Source organism: Cohnella terricola, assembly GCF_007786475.1.
GTDB lineage: Bacteria > Bacillota > Bacilli > Paenibacillales > Paenibacillaceae > Cohnella > Cohnella terricola.
In genome coordinates this window covers 360,067-374,984 of sequence record NZ_VNJJ01000004.1, presented here as the reverse complement: position 1 = coordinate 374,984, position 14,918 = coordinate 360,067, and the positions used below count along the sequence as shown (strand labels likewise).

The following is a 14,918-nucleotide window of genomic DNA, read 5'->3' as shown; positions in this document are numbered from 1 at the left end:
TTGGAAGGGGATTCAATAGAGAAATTTTTCGCATAAACCGGCGAAAACCGCGAACTCTTTCGACAGTTTATGCGTCTATTAGAGGTAAATATTATCCGACAGTGCGGATATCTATTTGATAAAAAGAGAGAGGAAGATAATTAATGAGCGTAGCAGGCATGAAACGGAAACCCGCCAAAGGAATCATCGCCCTGACGGCTGCGGCCGTTTTAACCGTCGGTCCGTTGCTCTACCCCGTTCAACAAGTGAACGCGGCTTCCGCCGGATATAAGATCATCGATCAAGCGATCGACGTGAACGGCGTCCGTTCTACTCTGTCCGCGCTGAATACGGACAACACGACTTATATCGCTATACGCAGCTTAAATAATAGTATCGGACTCACGACGGACTGGAATAAAGCAAAGATGACCGTAACCGTCACCGGCCGCGACCGCGAGCTCGTACTCCATCTGGACGACGGCACGGCGACGCTGAACGATCAGGAAATCTACGGATTGCCGGCGATCGTTCAGAACAGCACGACGTACGTTCCGTTTCGTTTCTTGCTGGAGCGGATGGGTTACGGGGTGAAGTACGATTCGGCGACGAAGGTCATCGGTATCGAATCGATCCGGGAGAACGATCTGAAGATCGCCACAGCGACGGTCAAGGAAGAAGAGAAAAATAAGTCGTTGGTCATTCACTACCCGCAGCTATCGGGCTTCGCCAAAGAGGACGTGCAGAAGAAAATTAACGCGTTCCTGAAGTCGGAAGCGGAACAGAACGCCGATATCGCAAGAGAGTCGCTAAGCAATGCGCTCGGAGATAACGGGGATGATGTCCGGCCCGTCTCCTTCGAAGGAACTTATACAGTTACTTATAACGAGCAAGGCAAGCTTAGCTTATACGTGGATTATTACATTTACACGGGCGGCGCCCATGGAACCACCGCTCGCGTGCCGTATACGTTCGATCTGGCAACGGGCAACCAGTTGAAGCTGAAGGACGTGACCGGCGGCAACGCGAAGTACGTTTCGATCATTAACGCCAAGATCGCCAGCCAGATTAAGGCGCGCGGACTTGCTTTGCTCAATCCGTTTAAGACGATCGAGCCGGACCGGGACTTCTTCCTGAAGCATAACGGCGTCGTGATCTATTTCGGGCAGTACGAATATACGCCTTACGCAGCGGGAATGCCCGAATTCGAAATTCCGTTCGCGGATTTTAAATAAACAAGAAGGAGTCTCCTCTCTTCCGAGGGTGGCTCCTTCTTTTTTTTTTCTTATTTACTTGATCGTCTCTGGTTCCGGAGCGGAGGCGCCGCGGGTGTCCACGGTCACCTTCTTCATGACTTGCGGCGTAAGCGGCTTATCGCTCGCATTCCGGTCAACGGCTACGATCTCGTTCGCGACGTCCAACCCCTCGATCACTTTTCCGAAAGCGGCATACTGGCCGTCCAGGAAAGGCGCGTCCTCGACCATGATGAAAAATTGCGAGCCCGCGCTATTCGGGTTGTTCGTGCGGGCCATGGAGATGACGCCCGGCGTATGTTTTAGATTGTTCTCAAAGCCGTTATTCGCAAACTCTCCTGCGATCGAATAACCGGGACCGCCCGTGCCATTGCCGTCCGGGTCTCCGCCTTGGATCATAAAGCCTGGGATAACGCGGTGAAAGGTTGTCCCGTCGTAAAAACCTTTGTTTACGAGAGAAATGAAGTTATTGACCGTGTTCGGCGCAACTTTCGGATAAAGCTCGATTTTGATCGTTTTGCCGCTGTCCATCTCGATCGTTACGATCGGGTTGTCTCCTGAAGTATCTACTTCGTTCATTGGGGAAGCCTCCTGTGTTTGTTGTGGCGCGCCGTTGACGGAGCTTGGCGTGGGGTCCGGCGATGACTGGTTGTTGTTGCCGTTATTGTTCGGTTTGGCCCCGCATCCCGTCGCGATCAGCAGAAGCGCCATGATCGTCAGCGAGATTAAGGTGATGCGTGATTTCGCGGATTTCATGTCTAGTGTAGTCCCCCTTGTCCACTATGTCCATTTGTTATCATATCACTTGCCTTTAACGGAATCCACCTGATTGACCGCCTAAAGGACCGATGAAGTGCTCCCATTCCGAGGAAATAACAGGTACAATAGAAGGGAGATCATATGTATATGATGACATAAGGGATGCTGAAGCGGACGATATCGTCCGTCGGAGGACAAAAATGAAAGTCGTTTTTCGTACGTTATCGAAGTATGGGGTAGCCGCCACCGTCGCCATTTTACTCATGTTGGTCGAACTTGCGGTCGAATTGATTCAGCCTATGCTGATTTCCAAAATAATCGACGACGGCATCGCGCCGAAAAACGTCGAAGTCGTGCTACTATGGGGTGGAGTTCTGGTCGGGGGCACGATATTGGCATTTGCTGCCGGCATTCTCAGCTCGTTCTATGCGGCGCACGTCAGCCAGGGAGTCGGGTACGATATCCGGGAATCCCTTTACGGCAAAATACAAGCGTATTCCTACGCGGTCTTTAACCGTTTCGCCGCTTCGTCACTGATTACCCGTTTAACGAACGACGTCACTCAAGTTCAAGATACGACGTTCATGGGCCTTCGCTTCATGCTGCGCGTACCGTTAGTCGTCATAGGCAGCATCGTGATGGCCCTGATCGTGCATCCCGGGCTTGGTTTTTTATTGCTGCTCACCGTGCCGATTCTCGTTCTGTTCATTCTATGGGTCGTGAAAAAAGCCGCCGTGCTGTTCAGCAGGGTTCAGCTTCGGCTGGACGCCGTTAACGGAGTTATGCAAGAAAACTTGTCTGGCATGCGGCTGATTCGCGCGTTCGTGCGAAGGGAGCGGGAGGCCGAGCGCTTCGCCCTCCGCAGTGGGGAGTTGATGCAAAGCTCCACATCCGCGCAAAGGTTGACCGAAATCACGCAGCCGTTCATCGTGCTCATTATGAACGCGGGGATTATCGCCGTGTTATGGTTCGGGCAGCTTGAAATCCATGTCGGGAGCGCATCGACGGGCGAAGTGGTCGCTGTCGTAAACTATTCGTTGCGCACCGCGGGCGCACTGTCGGCTTTATCGATGCTCGTCGCGGCGTTCTCCCGAGCGCGGGCTTCCGCTCGGCGCATCGACGAGGCGCTCGTTACGGAGAACGGCTCCGGCGATGGGGGAGCGTCATCCCCCGTGAATACGGACGAGCGCGTAAGCGAAGGCAGCGTTGCCTTCGAGAACGTCACGTTTCATTATCCGGATACGGAGGAGCCCGTACTGAAGGATATTTCTTTCCGTGCGGGAACGGGCGACACGGTAGCCATTCTCGGAGCGACCGGTTCCGGCAAGTCATCGTTGATGCAGCTCATTCTTCGCCTATACGAGGAAGACGGGGGAACGATCTTTATCGACGGGAGGGACGCCCGGGAATGGAATATCCGGGCGCTTCACGGTTCGATCGGTTACGTGCCGCAGGAGGTCGTGCTGTTCACGGGTACGATTCGCGATAATATCGCTTGGGGAGCTCCGGGCGCCAGCGAGGAACAAATCATCGAAGCGGCCAAGTCTGCGCAGATTCACGAGACGATCATCCAGCTTCCGCAGGGCTACGACACGATGCTGGGCCAGCGAGGCGTGAATCTTTCCGGCGGGCAGAAGCAGCGCATCTCCATCGCGCGGGCGCTTGTCCGCAAGCCGGCCATTCTGCTGCTTGACGACAGCACGAGCGCATTGGACGTTCGCACCGAGGCCGCTTTGCTTCGGGCGCTATCCGGCATGGCCTGCACAACGTTTCTCATTACGCAGAAAATCAGTTCCACGTTGAACGCCGATCTCATTCTACTGCTCGACGACGGGCGCCTGATCGCTCAAGGCGATCACGGCGAACTGCTGGCTCAAGATCCGTTATACCGCCGCATCTATGAATCGCAATTCGGGGAGGAGGGTTCCCATGCGGAAGGCGCTAAGTGAACCTCTTCGTTACCCGCGGCCGGAGGGATTGACGGGGGAGCAAGGCATATCGCTGTCCAAGCGACCAAAGCAGAAGGCTAGAAATTGGAAAGCGACGCTGAGGCGGATCTGGAACTATCTCTCGCGCCGCAAGGGCAAACTGGCCCTTGTGCTGCTCATGGTTCTGCTTAGCTCGGGACTCTCCTTGCTTGGGCCTTATATGATCGGCGTCGCGATAGACCGATACTTGGCAGGGCCAGGGGGCGAACCTTGGGCGCTGTTTCTCGCGGGACTCGCGGCGGTGTACGTGCTCGGCTCGATCGCCGGCTGGCTGCAGAACATATGGATGATCGGGATCGCGCAGGAAACGGTATACCGAATGCGGATGGATCTGTTCAAGCAGCTACATCGCCTTCCCATCCCGTTCTTCGCCAAGAGGCAGCGCGGAGAGCTGATGAGCCGGATGACCAACGACATGGATAATGTCAGCTCCACGTTGAACAGTTCCGCGATTCAGATCTTTTCGAGCGTGCTCACTCTCGTCGGGACGGTCGTCGTCATGCTGCTGCTGAGCCCGCTGCTCACCGTGCTTACTTTCCTCGTCGTGCCGCTGATGTCGTCGGGAATGAAGTGGATCACGCGAAGGACCGGCGTGCTGTTCAAGGAACGGCAACGCAACATCGGCGATCTGAACGGGTATATCGAAGAGACGTTATCCGGACAACGCATCGTAAAAGCTTTCTCGCAGGAAGAGCGCGTCATTCGCGAATTCGGCGAGCGCAACGCGCGGATCAGGCAATCGGGCTTCTGGGCGCAATCGATTTCCGGATTTATTCCGAAGCTGATGAACGGCTTGAACAATTTAAGCTATGCCGTCATCGTCGGGGTCGGAGGTTATCTGGCCATTCGCGGAACGATTACGGTCGGGGTCATCGTCGTGTTCGTGGAGTACGCGAGACAGTTCACAAGGCCGCTTAACGATCTCGCGAACCAGTGGAATACGCTGTTATCGGCGATCGCGGGCGCGGAGCGCGTATTCGAGATTCTGGACGAAGACGAGGAAGATCAAGACGAGGGGGAGGCCGGCCCGGTCGAAGCGGTGACGGGCGAAGTCGAATTCACCCAAGTAGGTTTCTCTTACAATGAAGGGGAACCTACGTTGCAGAATATCAGCTTCAAGGCCCGCCCGGGGGAGACGATCGCGATCATCGGACCTACGGGAGCGGGCAAGACGTCGCTGATCCAACTGCTTTCTCGTTTCTACGAGGCGGATTCCGGCAGCATTGCGGTTGACGGACGTGATATCCGGACGATTCGCAGGGAAAGCCTTCGTTCGCATATGGCTTTCGTGCTTCAGGACACCTTCTTGTTCGAAGGAACAATTCGCGATAATATTCGTTACGGCAAGCCGGGCGCGACGGACGAGCAAGTGGTGGAGGCGGCCAAGCTCGCCAACGCGCATTCGTTCATCGCCCGGCTGCCGGGCGGTTACGATAAGGTGCTGCACGGAGACGGCAGCGGGATCAGCCAAGGGCAGAAGCAATTGCTCGCGATCGCGCGGGCGATTCTGGCCGATCCGGCCATCCTCGTGCTTGACGAAGCGACGAGCAGCATCGATACGGTAACGGAGATCAAAATTCAGGAAGGGCTTCAGCGGCTCATGCAAGGGCGCACCAGCTTCGTCATTGCTCACCGGCTGAACACGATCCGCCGAGCCGATCAAATCCTCGTGCTGAAGGATGGCCGATTGGCGGAACGCGGATCTCACGACGAGTTGCTGGCTAAGGGCGGGCTGTACAGCGCGATGCACCAAAGCTACGGACAAGCGGACTAACGGATATAAGGAGCGAAATTCAGGATGGATTATACACCGGACGAGGTTGCGGCATGGATGTTCAATGAACTCAGGCATGCCGGAGTGTTGTATCAGGAGGCGGCCGTCGAGCATATCAGGAAACATTTTGGAGAACGATTCGTATACGCGAACGAGAAGGGGCATGTCTCGATCGACAAGGATGTCAAGAAGGCGTTCAAGAAACTCCATGGCGGTAAAGCCGCCTGGGATCGCGACGCCTTCTATTGGGGCTGGACTTCGGCGATCAAGACACAGGACGACTAGGCCGCCTTTTTAACGATATTGACCGGAGTCGATGTTTTGATTCGATCATAGAGCCAGTGGACGTCTTTGTTATGCATGCGAATGCAGCCGGCGGACACGTATTTGCCTATCGATTTCTCGTTGTTGTTGCCGTGAATCCCGTAGGCATAGGAGGTTTTTCCGTTGATGGTGACCTCTAGGCCGAGCCAGCGGTCTCCGAGCGGGTTTTTGGGGTCGCCGCCTTTGATTTTCTCTTTGTAGTAGGGGCGGTTTTTGACTTTTTCGTGGATCGTGAACAAGCCTTCCGGCGTATAGGAGGGCTTGGCTCCGGTAGCTACGGGGAACGACTTGACCAGCTTCCCTTCCTCGTAGTAATAGAGCTTGTTTGTGGATTTGTCGATCATGATGAACTGCTCGTATTCGGCGAACTTTTTTGCCAATTGGACGGTTTCCGCATGAGCGGTAACGACGGAGGGAACGAGAAACAAAACAGATAAAAGAATAAAGACACGGCATATCTTTGCCAATCTCATGAACGGCAGCCTCCCCGGGAAGTTGTATCTTTTTTATATATGCGGGGTCCCGGGGAATATGGTTCAAATCGCCGTTTTTGGGTGAAAATCGGGCGGAAAGGCGAAGCCGCGTACGCGAACTAACGCTTGCGGAGCTCGAAAAACTCGCACGCCGATCGGCTATGGTATGCCAGATCGCCTACGCCGGATTGGACGACGACGGTCTCGCTGTCATAGCGTACGATGATCCCTCCGGTATCGATAATGTGATCGTCCTTGAAAACCCGCAGGGGTGCTTGGCGCTCCAATGCTTCCTGAAAGTCCTGATCGGTAATCAGGCGAATGTTCAATGCCATATCGGGCGGCTCCTTCCTCTATCTCGTTCGAGACAAGGTAATGGAGTCTATTATAACTCTTTCGCGTCCGCGAGCGTTATAGAATCTGGCTCTGCGTGCGGGAAAGGATATCCGCGATTTTGACCTCGAGCGCATAAATTTTCTGCTGCTGCGTTGCGATCTGGCGGGATAGGGAAACAAGGGACGTAAGCGAGCTTTGCGTGCCCTGAATGTCGGATTTCTTGCCGGCGGACTTGAAATTGGACCACACGGGGGACCTGCTGTCCCGCACCGAGCCGACCGCGTTTCGCTGAGCTTTGATCTGGACCTTGAGCGGATCGACGGCCGCAAGCGAATCGCGGGCGGCTTTGATTTTTTTCGCGGCGGCGGTTTTGGCCGATTTATGGGCGGCCTCCTTTGTCTTAATCTCCTCTCGGGCGAGCTGAACCAGCGGTTTCATGAGATCGGCTTGGGTGCGAAGAGTGGAATTCAGCGTTTTGTTTTTTAACGTCTTGGCGGCAGAGATTTGTTTGTTCAGGGCGGAGTAGGAGTCGAGCAGCGGCTTATAGCGGGCTTTCGCCTGCTGGACCTGAGTCGCCAGCTTGGCGAGCTGGGCGGCGTCGATCTCCCGGATTTGCTTGCGGAGCGCAATCGCGATCTCCTCATTCTTGTAGTGCAGCGCTTTGATCTTCGCTTCTGTGTCATTATCTTCCTTAAGCAGGGCGGCGAGCTCTCCGTACAGCGAATTCAGCTTCTCGGCCGTCGTCTTGTCCGCGGCGGCAACGGTCTTATCGAACGGGACTTTGACGGACGAGGTCAGTTCGATTGTCGCGGCAGCGGATACGCCTCGGGGCAGGACCAGAACGAAAGGGATCAGGAGAGCCAACAGTACGAGCGACAGCGGTTTTCTGAGCGGCATAACGGGATTCCTCCTTTGGATTGGGACGACAAAAAAAGCACCTGCAAGAAGGCTGCTATCAGCCTTGCTTACGGGTGCTTCCGTCGTAAGTGTGGGAAAATATGGTTTGTTCGTCCAATATACCGGACCGCAGCGAGGGTGTCAAGCCAATTCCCAGGCTGCGGCGCGAAACGGCGGGAGTAGCACGAAAAAGTCGGACTATTCCTGGGCAGCGGAGGAGAAGTGCGGGAGTAGCACGAAAAAGTCGAACTATTTCTGGACAGTAGCGGGGTTGCGCTGGAGTAGCACGAAAAAGTCGAACAATTCCTGGGCAGTGGCGGAGTTGCACGGGAGTAGCACGAAAAAGTTGAACAATTCCTGGGCAGCGGAGGAGAAGTGGGGGAGTAGCACGATAAAGTCGAACTATTCCTGGGCAGTGGCGGAGAAGTGCGGGAGTAGCACGAAAAAGTCGAACTATTCCTGGGCAGCGGAGGAGAAGTGGGGGAGTAGCACGATAAAGTCGAACTATTCCTGGGCAGTGGCGGAGAAGTGCGGGAGTAGCACGAAAAAGTCGAACTATTCCTGGACAGCGGAGGAGAAGTGCGGGAGTAGCACGAAAAAGTCGAACTATTCCTGGGCAGCGGCGGAGAAGTGGGGGAGTAGCACGAAAAAGTCGAACAATTCTTTTGCACCAATAGGGACGGCGGAAGAGTTTGTGTTGCGCGCGACGCCGTGCATATTTGGCGGGGTTTAGGTGCATTCTCATGGTTACTTCTTCCTCAAAGCGATGCGGAGAAGAATGCCTGACGAGGTGCGGACGATGCGGGGAAAATGGAAGTCGGTTTTGCTGTGGATCTGCATATCGCTGGTCGGCGCGGTTTCTTTCGCCGCAGTTGCTATAGCGAGGGGCGAGGCGGTTAACGCGGTATGGCTCGTCGCGGCCGCCGTATGCTGGTATGCCGCGGCTTACCGGTTCTACGCCCGCTTTATCGCACGCAAGGCGCTTGCCCTCGATGATCGGCGGATGACGCCTTCCGAGCTTCATAACGACGGCAAAGATTTCGTGCCGACGCATAAAGGAGTGCTGTTCGGACACCATTTTGCCGCGATTGCCGGTGCGGGGCCTCTGGTCGGCCCCATATTGGCCACGCAAATGGGATATTTGCCGGGCACGCTGTGGATTATCGTCGGCGCGGTCTTTGCCGGAGCGGTGCAGGATTTCGTCGTGCTCTTCGCCTCGATGCGCCGGGATGGCAAATCGTTGGGAGAAATGATCAAGGACGAGATGGGACGGACCGCCGGTCTGATCGCGATGATCGGCATTTTCGGGATTATGATCATTCTGCTCGCGGTGCTGGCGCTGATCGTAGTGAAGGCCTTGGCCGGGAGCCCTTGGGGGACGTTCACGATCGCGGCCACCATTCCGATCGCCCTGCTGATGGGCATCTACATGCGTTATATTCGTCCCGGCCGGGTGACCGAAGCCTCGGTGGCCGGGCTTATGCTGCTGATCGCAGCGCTTGTCTACGGACGGGAAATCGCCGATAACTTCTTGCTGGCCCCTCTCTTCACGCTCTCGGGCACGACGATCGCATATCTGCTGATCGGCTACGCCTTCGCGGCCTCCGTTATCCCGGTCTGGCTGCTGCTGGCGCCTCGCGACTATTTGAGTACGTTTCTAAAAATCGGCACGATCGCGGCGCTAGCCGTCGGCATCCTCGTCGTCTCCCCGGATCTCCTGATGCCCGGCATCTCCACGTTCGCGAACGGGACGGGCCCCGTATTCTCGGGCAATATTTTTCCGTTCCTGTTCATCACGATCGCCTGCGGCTCCGTCTCCGGATTTCACGCGCTGATCTCGTCCGGCACCACGCCGAAAATGATCGAGCGCGAATCGCACGCGACGCCGATCGGGTACGGAGCGATGCTGACCGAATCCTTCGTCGCCCTCATGGCGCTGATCGCTGCTTGCATCCTGACCCCGGGGGTCTATTTTGCGATCAACAGCCCCGCCGCCGTAATCGGGACGGATGTCGGCCAAGCGGCCGCGACGATCTCGTCCTGGGGCTATTCCGTTACGCCAGAGCAACTGACGGAGCTTTCCCGCGATATCGGGGAATCGAGCGTTCTGTCGCGCACCGGCGGCGCGCCTACGCTTGCGGTGGGGATGGCGCACGTCTTGTCCGCCGCGATCGGCGGCAAAGCGCTCATGTCGTTCTGGTACCATTTCGCGATTCTTTTCGAAGCATTGTTTATTCTGACGACGGTCGACGCCGGAACAAGGGTGGGGAGGTTCATGGTTCAGGAACTGCTCGGGACGGCAGCCAAACGGTTAGGCGATACGGAATCGTTCGCGGGGAACGCGATCGGCACGGCGATCTGCGTGTTCGCTTGGGGGTATTTTCTCGTTCAGGGGGTCATCGATCCGCTCGGCGGCGTCAATTCGCTGTGGGCGCTGTTCGGAATCGCCAACCAGATGCTGGCCGGCATGGCTTTGCTATTCTGCACGACGATTTTGTTCAAGATGGGCAAGAAAGCTTATGTCTGGGTCACGCTGCTTCCGGCCGCATGGCTGCTCGTCGTCACGATGGCGGCGGGATTCCAGAAGCTGTTCCATGCGCAGCCATCGATCGGGTTCCTGGCGCAGGCGAGGCAGTATCAAGCGGCGCTCGATGAGGGGAGAATCATCGGCGCGGCCGAGGATCTCGGCCAGATGGGGCAAATCGTTCGCAGCAATTACGTGAACGCGGCGATCTGCGGACTCTTCATCCTCGCGGCGCTGACGGTGCTCGTCTCGTCCGCGCGAATCTGGTACGGCGTCTTGGCCGGGCGGACATTCGAGCTTCGGGAGTCTCCTGGCGTCCGGCGCGAACCCGACCCGAAAGGAGCGTAAAGGATCGATGTTTGGAAAAATAGTTGGCGCGTTGAAGTACCGGCGGCAATTTCTCGATCTGTTGGCAGGCGTGCCCCACTACGAAACGTACGTCCTTCATTGCCGAACGCGCCATCCCGGCGAGCCGATCTTGTCGCGGGGGGAATTCGTTCGCCAGGCGCAGGAAGCGCGGTATAACGCCAAAGGCGGCAAAGTTTCCCGCTGCTGCTAAGCCGGCGCGTCAGAATAACGCGAGTTGCTCTTCGATGCACTCCGCCGTATCGTTCTTGACGTTGCCGACGATCGGGGATACCGGGTAAGCGCGCATGGCTTCCGCCGAATAGGGACGCAGCAGAGCCATCAGTCCTCTTACGTCCTCGTTGCCCCGATCCAACCACTCGGCTTCGTCCTCCGGCCGCAAAATGACCGGCATACGATCGTGGATATCGGCCATCAGGCTGTTCGGCGTCGTCGTAATGATGGTGCACGTGCTAATCTTGCGGCCATCCGGCGACAGCCACGTATCGTACAAGGCGGCCATGGAGAAAATTCCGCCGCCTTTCATCGTCATCCGCATCGGCTGCTTGAGATTTCCTTGCTTTTTCCACTCGTAGAAGCCGTCCGCCGGGACGATCGCCCTTTTCCGCCGCACGAGGCTCTTGAACGAGCTTCTCTCCAGCAGCGTTTCCGCGCGGGCGTTGATCATCTTGCTCCCAATCTTGTCGTCTGAAGCCCACGAAGGAACGAGTCCCCATCGCAGCTCGCCGAGCCTATTCTTCTTCCCGTTATGGACGACCGCAAGCACGTTCTGCATAGGGGCGACGTTGTAGCGGGGCATAGGGTAGCTTCCCATCGGCTCTTCGGTTAAATACCGCAGCATCAGTTCCTCTAGAGTGATCGTGATCGTGTATCTTCCGCACATGGTTCGTCCCCTCCTTATTTTCAGTATAAGCGAGACGACGTGAAAAATAAGGGGTTCTTTTGAATAAGAAGTTTTACTTCGCATAGTCCTTCAAAAGTGCGGACATTTCGCTGATATATTTCGTGAGTCGTACACTAATTTCCGACCGCATGACCTCGCGTACCATTCCGAAACGTTCTTCGTACCCACGGCATACATATTGATGATAAACGACTAAATCCGCTTGTTCATCGCTCAGGATCTTGATATTGCGCCGGCTCAGTTCACGCTTCACGCGGGATATGTCCTTCATGACCCGGTTTATGAACAGCTGCGTCAAAGCGGCATACACCTTTTTCAAGACATTCGACGAATTTTGAACTTCCTCCAAGCAGTTCTGCAAAATGGTCAAAAGATGCGGGAGCAGGACGTAATCCCGGATCATCGTCAGTTCTTCCGGCGTTGCGCGGCCTGCAGGCTTTGCATGGCTACGTGATTCATATTGCTCTTGATGCTCGGTCAATAACATTTTCGATTGCCATCGCACGTTGCCCTCGAGTTTGCTCACCGGTAATGACCTCCGATCTGTGCGGCTCTCTCTCTAGCCACGCCTGACTGAAGCAGGGAGGATGCGCGCATGATCGCGGCATCGCCGAACCGGTCTTTGATCGAATCGGCTGTTTTCTCCAGGTTGAACGCCGCCGCGCGGTCCTCAAACAGCGTCAGTTGGTACGTATCGTCGTCGGAAAGTTGGGTAAGCGAAATAAATACACGGCTGATCGGTAACCCACGCCAGTATTCCACGAATAATTTGCGCACCGCGGCGGCCACCTCGTGCGTTAGCGACGTCGCATGCGGCAGCGTCATTTGGCGTCCGAACGACGACGTCCGTTCCCCGTCCGTCTCTACGGCTCCAACGGACACGACCCGGCCTTGCTTGCCCAGACGGCGCGCCCGGCGGCACACTTCGATGACGAGTTCGAGGAGGACCACTTCGATGTCGGCTAATCTACGGTAAAGATTCGCGCGCAGCGCCTTGCCGTGGCTGACCGATTTCAAGGCGCCTCGCACCGACGCGATGACCGGACTCGGATCGATGCCGCGCGCGGTCTGCCAATAGTATTCCGCCTGGATATCCGATTGCTTCCCCATTTCCCACCGCATTCTCCGCTTGAACTCGCCAAGTTCCATTCGCGCGACGTCGCCGATCGTCTGTAACCCCATTCGCCAGAAATGGTGAGTCATTTTGGAGCCGACCATAAACATTTGTTGTACCGGCAACGGCCACAGCTCCTTCTCGATGTTGCTGTCCCCCAGCTTGAAAATGCCGTCTTCACGTTTCTTGGCGAAGTTGTCGGTTGCCATTTTGGCAAGTATTTTCGACGGGCCCACGCCCACCCGCGACCATACGCCCGTAGACAAAAGTACTTTCGTCTGGATCTCGTACGCCAGGTATTCGGGATGGTCTCGATCGGCAAAGGACCCTGTCACGTCGAGAAATTGTTCATCGATCGAGTACGGCTCCACCAGGTCGGTAAACGACTCGTATATTTCCGTGATCAAAAGGGAAATTGTAATATAGGTTTGCATTCGGGGGCGTATGACGATGAGATCCGGACACTTCGCAATCGCTTCGCCCACGCGTTCGGCCGTAGTGACGCCACGCGCTTTAGCGATCGGACAGGCGGCTAGAATAATGCCGGATCTCCTCTCCGGATCTCCAACCGCCACCGGCTTATCGCGGTATTCCGGGTGAGCTGCTTTTTCGACAGAAGCATAAAACGATTGACCGTCAATTAGCATGATCGTGCGCTCTTGTTGTTTACCGGCCATCGCAACCCCTCCAAAACGAACATATGTTCTCTGAGTGATTATTATTATATCCAGAACTGATGTTCGTATTCAAGTGGGAATTTGTGAGTGTCTATGTTAAATAAATAACTAAAATCTGAAGGCCCCGGGCAAGGATGCCGGGGTTTTTGCACAGTATAGATCTTCTTAAGAAATTATTAATGTCCGAAGGCTAATCTAGGATCAAAACAAGTTGAAACAAACTGAGGAGGTTATGCTTCATGCCGGAACAACCACACAAAATGAAAAGTTTACTTAGCAAGGTACCGGAAGTTACGATATATTTCTGGATCATTAAGGTTCTCTGCACTACGGTAGGCGAAACGTTCGCCGATTTTCTAAACTTTAACCTGGGATTCGGTTTAACGAACACGACGATTATTATGGGAGTCGCGTTTTTCATCGTATTTGTCCTTCAATTCAGAGCAACGAAATATGTACCCGGCATCTATTGGCTAACCGTCGTATTGATCAGCGTTTTCGGAACCCTGGTAACCGATAATTTGACGGATGCGATGGGAGTGCCGTTGGAGCAAAGCACGATCGTATTCAGCATCCTGCTGGGTTTGACTTTCCTGGTTTGGTACGCAAGCGAAAAGACGCTCTCCATTCACTCGATCTACACAAGGAAGCGCGAAGTTTATTATTGGCTAACCATTTTATTCACATTCGCCCTTGGAACAGCCGTCGGCGATCTGTATTCCGAACAGCTCGGACTTGGCTACTTTAACACAGGCATCACGGTCGTAATTATCATTGCGATTATGTATTTGGCTTGGAAATGGCTGCGTCTTGATGCGGTATTGGCTTTCTGGGTCGTTTATATTCTGACTCGTCCGCTTGGAGCATCCTTAGGCGACTATTTGTCCCAAACCAAAATGAATGGCGGATTAGGCTTAGGTACAACGATTACGAGCGTCATTTTTCTAATTGCGATTTTGGCTGTCACCATTTTCTTGGCGATTACCAAGATCGATACGGCACCGAAAAGCGATACCGTAGAGTCGGGGCATGCAAAAGAAAGCAAAAGAAACGTTCTCGTTCAAACTGTTGCCGCACTTTGCATTTTCTTAGCTGTCGGCATCGGCGGATATGTTCAGTTGAGCAATAAAATCGCATCGCAAGTCGATTCTTCCGGATCAGCGTCCAATTCAGCTTCATTAGCCGGACAACTGACGGATTTCGTGAATATAGAAAAGGATATGTTGAACGCCGTGAACGCGAAGGACTTTGCTGCCGCGAAGAAGGGCGCTGACAATCTGGAGCATCAATGGGACACGGCAGAGCCCAAGCTTAGAAAAATTGACAGCTCCACGTGGACCCGAATCGATGGAACGATCGACGCGGTATTGACTGCTGTTCGCAATGGAAAACCTGCCAGCCAGTGCGTCTCTTCGCTTAATGACTCGCTTAGTATCTTAAGCGAAGCAAATCAATAATTGGAGTTTGAATGAACCCGATTGCGTTTCGAATCGGGTTCATGTATACTCTGTTTGAACGTTCATTCAAATTTTCGTTCAACCCTACTACGG

15 protein-coding genes are annotated in these 14,918 nt (G+C 54.8%); 8 read left to right on the top strand and 7 right to left on the bottom strand.

Annotation, left to right across the window (positions count from 1 at the left end):
- Nucleotides 1–143: 143 nt before the first annotated feature.
- Nucleotides 144–1,214, top strand: a complete 1,071-nt coding sequence (locus tag FPZ45_RS09655; RefSeq protein ID WP_144700667.1) for a stalk domain-containing protein — start codon at nucleotides 144–146, stop codon at nucleotides 1,212–1,214.
- Between the two features lie 54 nt (nucleotides 1,215–1,268).
- Here the strand turns inward: FPZ45_RS09655 and FPZ45_RS09650 are convergent, their stop codons facing one another.
- Entirely contained in the window at nucleotides 1,269–1,988 is a 720-nt protein-coding gene (locus FPZ45_RS09650) for a peptidylprolyl isomerase (RefSeq protein ID WP_144700665.1), read from the bottom strand.
- Nucleotides 1,989–2,191: 203 nt separating this feature from the next.
- Between FPZ45_RS09650 and FPZ45_RS09645 the strand changes: the two genes are divergently transcribed.
- Genes FPZ45_RS09645 through FPZ45_RS09635 form a run of 3 tightly spaced genes read left to right on the top strand, consistent with a single transcriptional unit; the run spans nucleotide 2,192 to nucleotide 6,038 of the window.
- Nucleotides 2,192–3,940, top strand: coding sequence for an ABC transporter ATP-binding protein (locus FPZ45_RS09645; RefSeq protein WP_144700663.1), 1,749 nt, complete (start codon nucleotides 2,192–2,194; stop codon nucleotides 3,938–3,940).
- Complete coding sequence (locus tag FPZ45_RS09640) at nucleotides 3,921–5,753, top strand: ABC transporter ATP-binding protein (RefSeq protein ID WP_144700661.1); 1,833 nt, start codon at nucleotides 3,921–3,923, stop codon at nucleotides 5,751–5,753. The genes FPZ45_RS09645 and FPZ45_RS09640 overlap by 20 nt, the downstream gene beginning before the upstream one ends.
- Before the next feature lie 24 nt (nucleotides 5,754–5,777).
- On the top strand, nucleotides 5,778–6,038 hold the full coding sequence (locus FPZ45_RS09635) for a DUF6953 family protein (RefSeq protein WP_144700659.1): 261 nt from the start codon (nucleotides 5,778–5,780) through the stop codon (nucleotides 6,036–6,038).
- Here the strand turns inward: FPZ45_RS09635 and FPZ45_RS09630 are convergent.
- From FPZ45_RS09630 to FPZ45_RS09620, 3 genes are all read right to left on the bottom strand, one after another.
- Complete coding sequence (locus tag FPZ45_RS09630) at nucleotides 6,035–6,550, bottom strand: L,D-transpeptidase (protein ID WP_144700657.1); 516 nt, start codon at nucleotides 6,548–6,550, stop codon at nucleotides 6,035–6,037. The two genes, FPZ45_RS09635 and FPZ45_RS09630, sit on opposite strands and share 4 nt — an antisense overlap.
- Nucleotides 6,551–6,669: 119 nt before the next feature.
- A complete protein-coding gene (locus tag FPZ45_RS09625; RefSeq protein ID WP_144700655.1) occupies nucleotides 6,670–6,885 on the bottom strand; it encodes a hypothetical protein in 216 nt (71 codons plus the stop codon).
- Between the two features lie 76 nt (nucleotides 6,886–6,961).
- Nucleotides 6,962–7,783, bottom strand: coding sequence for a hypothetical protein (locus FPZ45_RS09620; protein ID WP_144700653.1), 822 nt, complete (start codon nucleotides 7,781–7,783; stop codon nucleotides 6,962–6,964).
- 64 nt (nucleotides 7,784–7,847) lie between these two features.
- On the opposite strand from FPZ45_RS09620, the gene FPZ45_RS09615 reads away from it, so the two are divergent.
- From FPZ45_RS09615 to FPZ45_RS09605, 3 genes are all read left to right on the top strand, one after another.
- Complete coding sequence (locus FPZ45_RS09615; protein WP_144700651.1) at nucleotides 7,848–8,516, top strand: hypothetical protein; 669 nt, start codon at nucleotides 7,848–7,850, stop codon at nucleotides 8,514–8,516.
- Nucleotides 8,517–8,582: 66 nt separating this feature from the next.
- The gene (locus tag FPZ45_RS09610) at nucleotides 8,583–10,655 is read left to right on the top strand and encodes a carbon starvation CstA family protein (RefSeq protein WP_144700649.1); all 2,073 of its coding nucleotides are present in this window, start codon (nucleotides 8,583–8,585) and stop codon (nucleotides 10,653–10,655) included.
- Nucleotides 10,656–10,662: 7 nt separating this feature from the next.
- Nucleotides 10,663–10,866 (top strand): YbdD/YjiX family protein, encoded by a 204-nt coding sequence (locus FPZ45_RS09605; protein ID WP_144700647.1) that lies wholly within the window; start codon nucleotides 10,663–10,665, stop codon nucleotides 10,864–10,866.
- A 9-nt stretch (nucleotides 10,867–10,875) separates the two neighbouring features.
- On the opposite strand, the gene FPZ45_RS09600 is transcribed toward FPZ45_RS09605, so the two are convergent.
- From FPZ45_RS09600 to FPZ45_RS09590, 3 genes are all read right to left on the bottom strand, one after another.
- Nucleotides 10,876–11,556: an SOS response-associated peptidase gene (locus tag FPZ45_RS09600; RefSeq protein ID WP_144700645.1), complete on the bottom strand. Its 681-nt coding sequence runs from the start codon at nucleotides 11,554–11,556 to the stop codon at nucleotides 10,876–10,878.
- 73 nt (nucleotides 11,557–11,629) lie between these two features.
- Nucleotides 11,630–12,103: a YhjD family protein gene (locus FPZ45_RS09595; RefSeq protein WP_144700643.1), complete on the bottom strand. Its 474-nt coding sequence runs from the start codon at nucleotides 12,101–12,103 to the stop codon at nucleotides 11,630–11,632.
- Nucleotides 12,100–13,368, bottom strand: a complete 1,269-nt coding sequence (locus FPZ45_RS09590; RefSeq protein ID WP_144700641.1) for a DNA polymerase IV — start codon at nucleotides 13,366–13,368, stop codon at nucleotides 12,100–12,102. The genes FPZ45_RS09595 and FPZ45_RS09590 overlap by 4 nt, the downstream gene beginning before the upstream one ends.
- Before the next feature lie 239 nt (nucleotides 13,369–13,607).
- Between FPZ45_RS09590 and FPZ45_RS09585 the strand changes: the two genes are divergently transcribed.
- On the top strand, nucleotides 13,608–14,825 hold the full coding sequence (locus FPZ45_RS09585) for a COG4705 family protein (protein ID WP_144700639.1): 1,218 nt from the start codon (nucleotides 13,608–13,610) through the stop codon (nucleotides 14,823–14,825).
- The last annotated feature ends 93 nt before the right edge of the window (nucleotides 14,826–14,918 follow it).

What these genes read in the sequence shown, in the direction of transcription:
- FPZ45_RS09590 (WP_144700641.1), bottom strand. Translation starts at nt 13,368, where the DNA reads ATGGCCGGTAAACAACAAGAGCGCACGATCATGCTAATTGACGGTCAA.
- FPZ45_RS09635 (WP_144700659.1), top strand. Translation starts at nt 5,778, where the DNA reads ATGGATTATACACCGGACGAGGTTGCGGCATGGATGTTCAATGAACTC.
- FPZ45_RS09650 (WP_144700665.1), bottom strand. Translation starts at nt 1,988, where the DNA reads ATGAAATCCGCGAAATCACGCATCACCTTAATCTCGCTGACGATCATG.
- FPZ45_RS09630 (WP_144700657.1), bottom strand. Translation starts at nt 6,550, where the DNA reads ATGAGATTGGCAAAGATATGCCGTGTCTTTATTCTTTTATCTGTTTTG.
- FPZ45_RS09585 (WP_144700639.1), top strand. Translation starts at nt 13,608, where the DNA reads ATGCCGGAACAACCACACAAAATGAAAAGTTTACTTAGCAAGGTACCG.
- FPZ45_RS09605 (WP_144700647.1), top strand. Translation starts at nt 10,663, where the DNA reads ATGTTTGGAAAAATAGTTGGCGCGTTGAAGTACCGGCGGCAATTTCTC.
- FPZ45_RS09655 (WP_144700667.1), top strand. Translation starts at nt 144, where the DNA reads ATGAGCGTAGCAGGCATGAAACGGAAACCCGCCAAAGGAATCATCGCC.
- FPZ45_RS09610 (WP_144700649.1), top strand. Translation starts at nt 8,583, where the DNA reads ATGCGGGGAAAATGGAAGTCGGTTTTGCTGTGGATCTGCATATCGCTG.
- FPZ45_RS09645 (WP_144700663.1), top strand. Translation starts at nt 2,192, where the DNA reads ATGAAAGTCGTTTTTCGTACGTTATCGAAGTATGGGGTAGCCGCCACC.
- FPZ45_RS09640 (WP_144700661.1), top strand. Translation starts at nt 3,921, where the DNA reads ATGCGGAAGGCGCTAAGTGAACCTCTTCGTTACCCGCGGCCGGAGGGA.
- FPZ45_RS09600 (WP_144700645.1), bottom strand. Translation starts at nt 11,556, where the DNA reads ATGTGCGGAAGATACACGATCACGATCACTCTAGAGGAACTGATGCTG.
- FPZ45_RS09620 (WP_144700653.1), bottom strand. Translation starts at nt 7,783, where the DNA reads ATGCCGCTCAGAAAACCGCTGTCGCTCGTACTGTTGGCTCTCCTGATC.
- FPZ45_RS09625 (WP_144700655.1), bottom strand. Translation starts at nt 6,885, where the DNA reads ATGGCATTGAACATTCGCCTGATTACCGATCAGGACTTTCAGGAAGCA.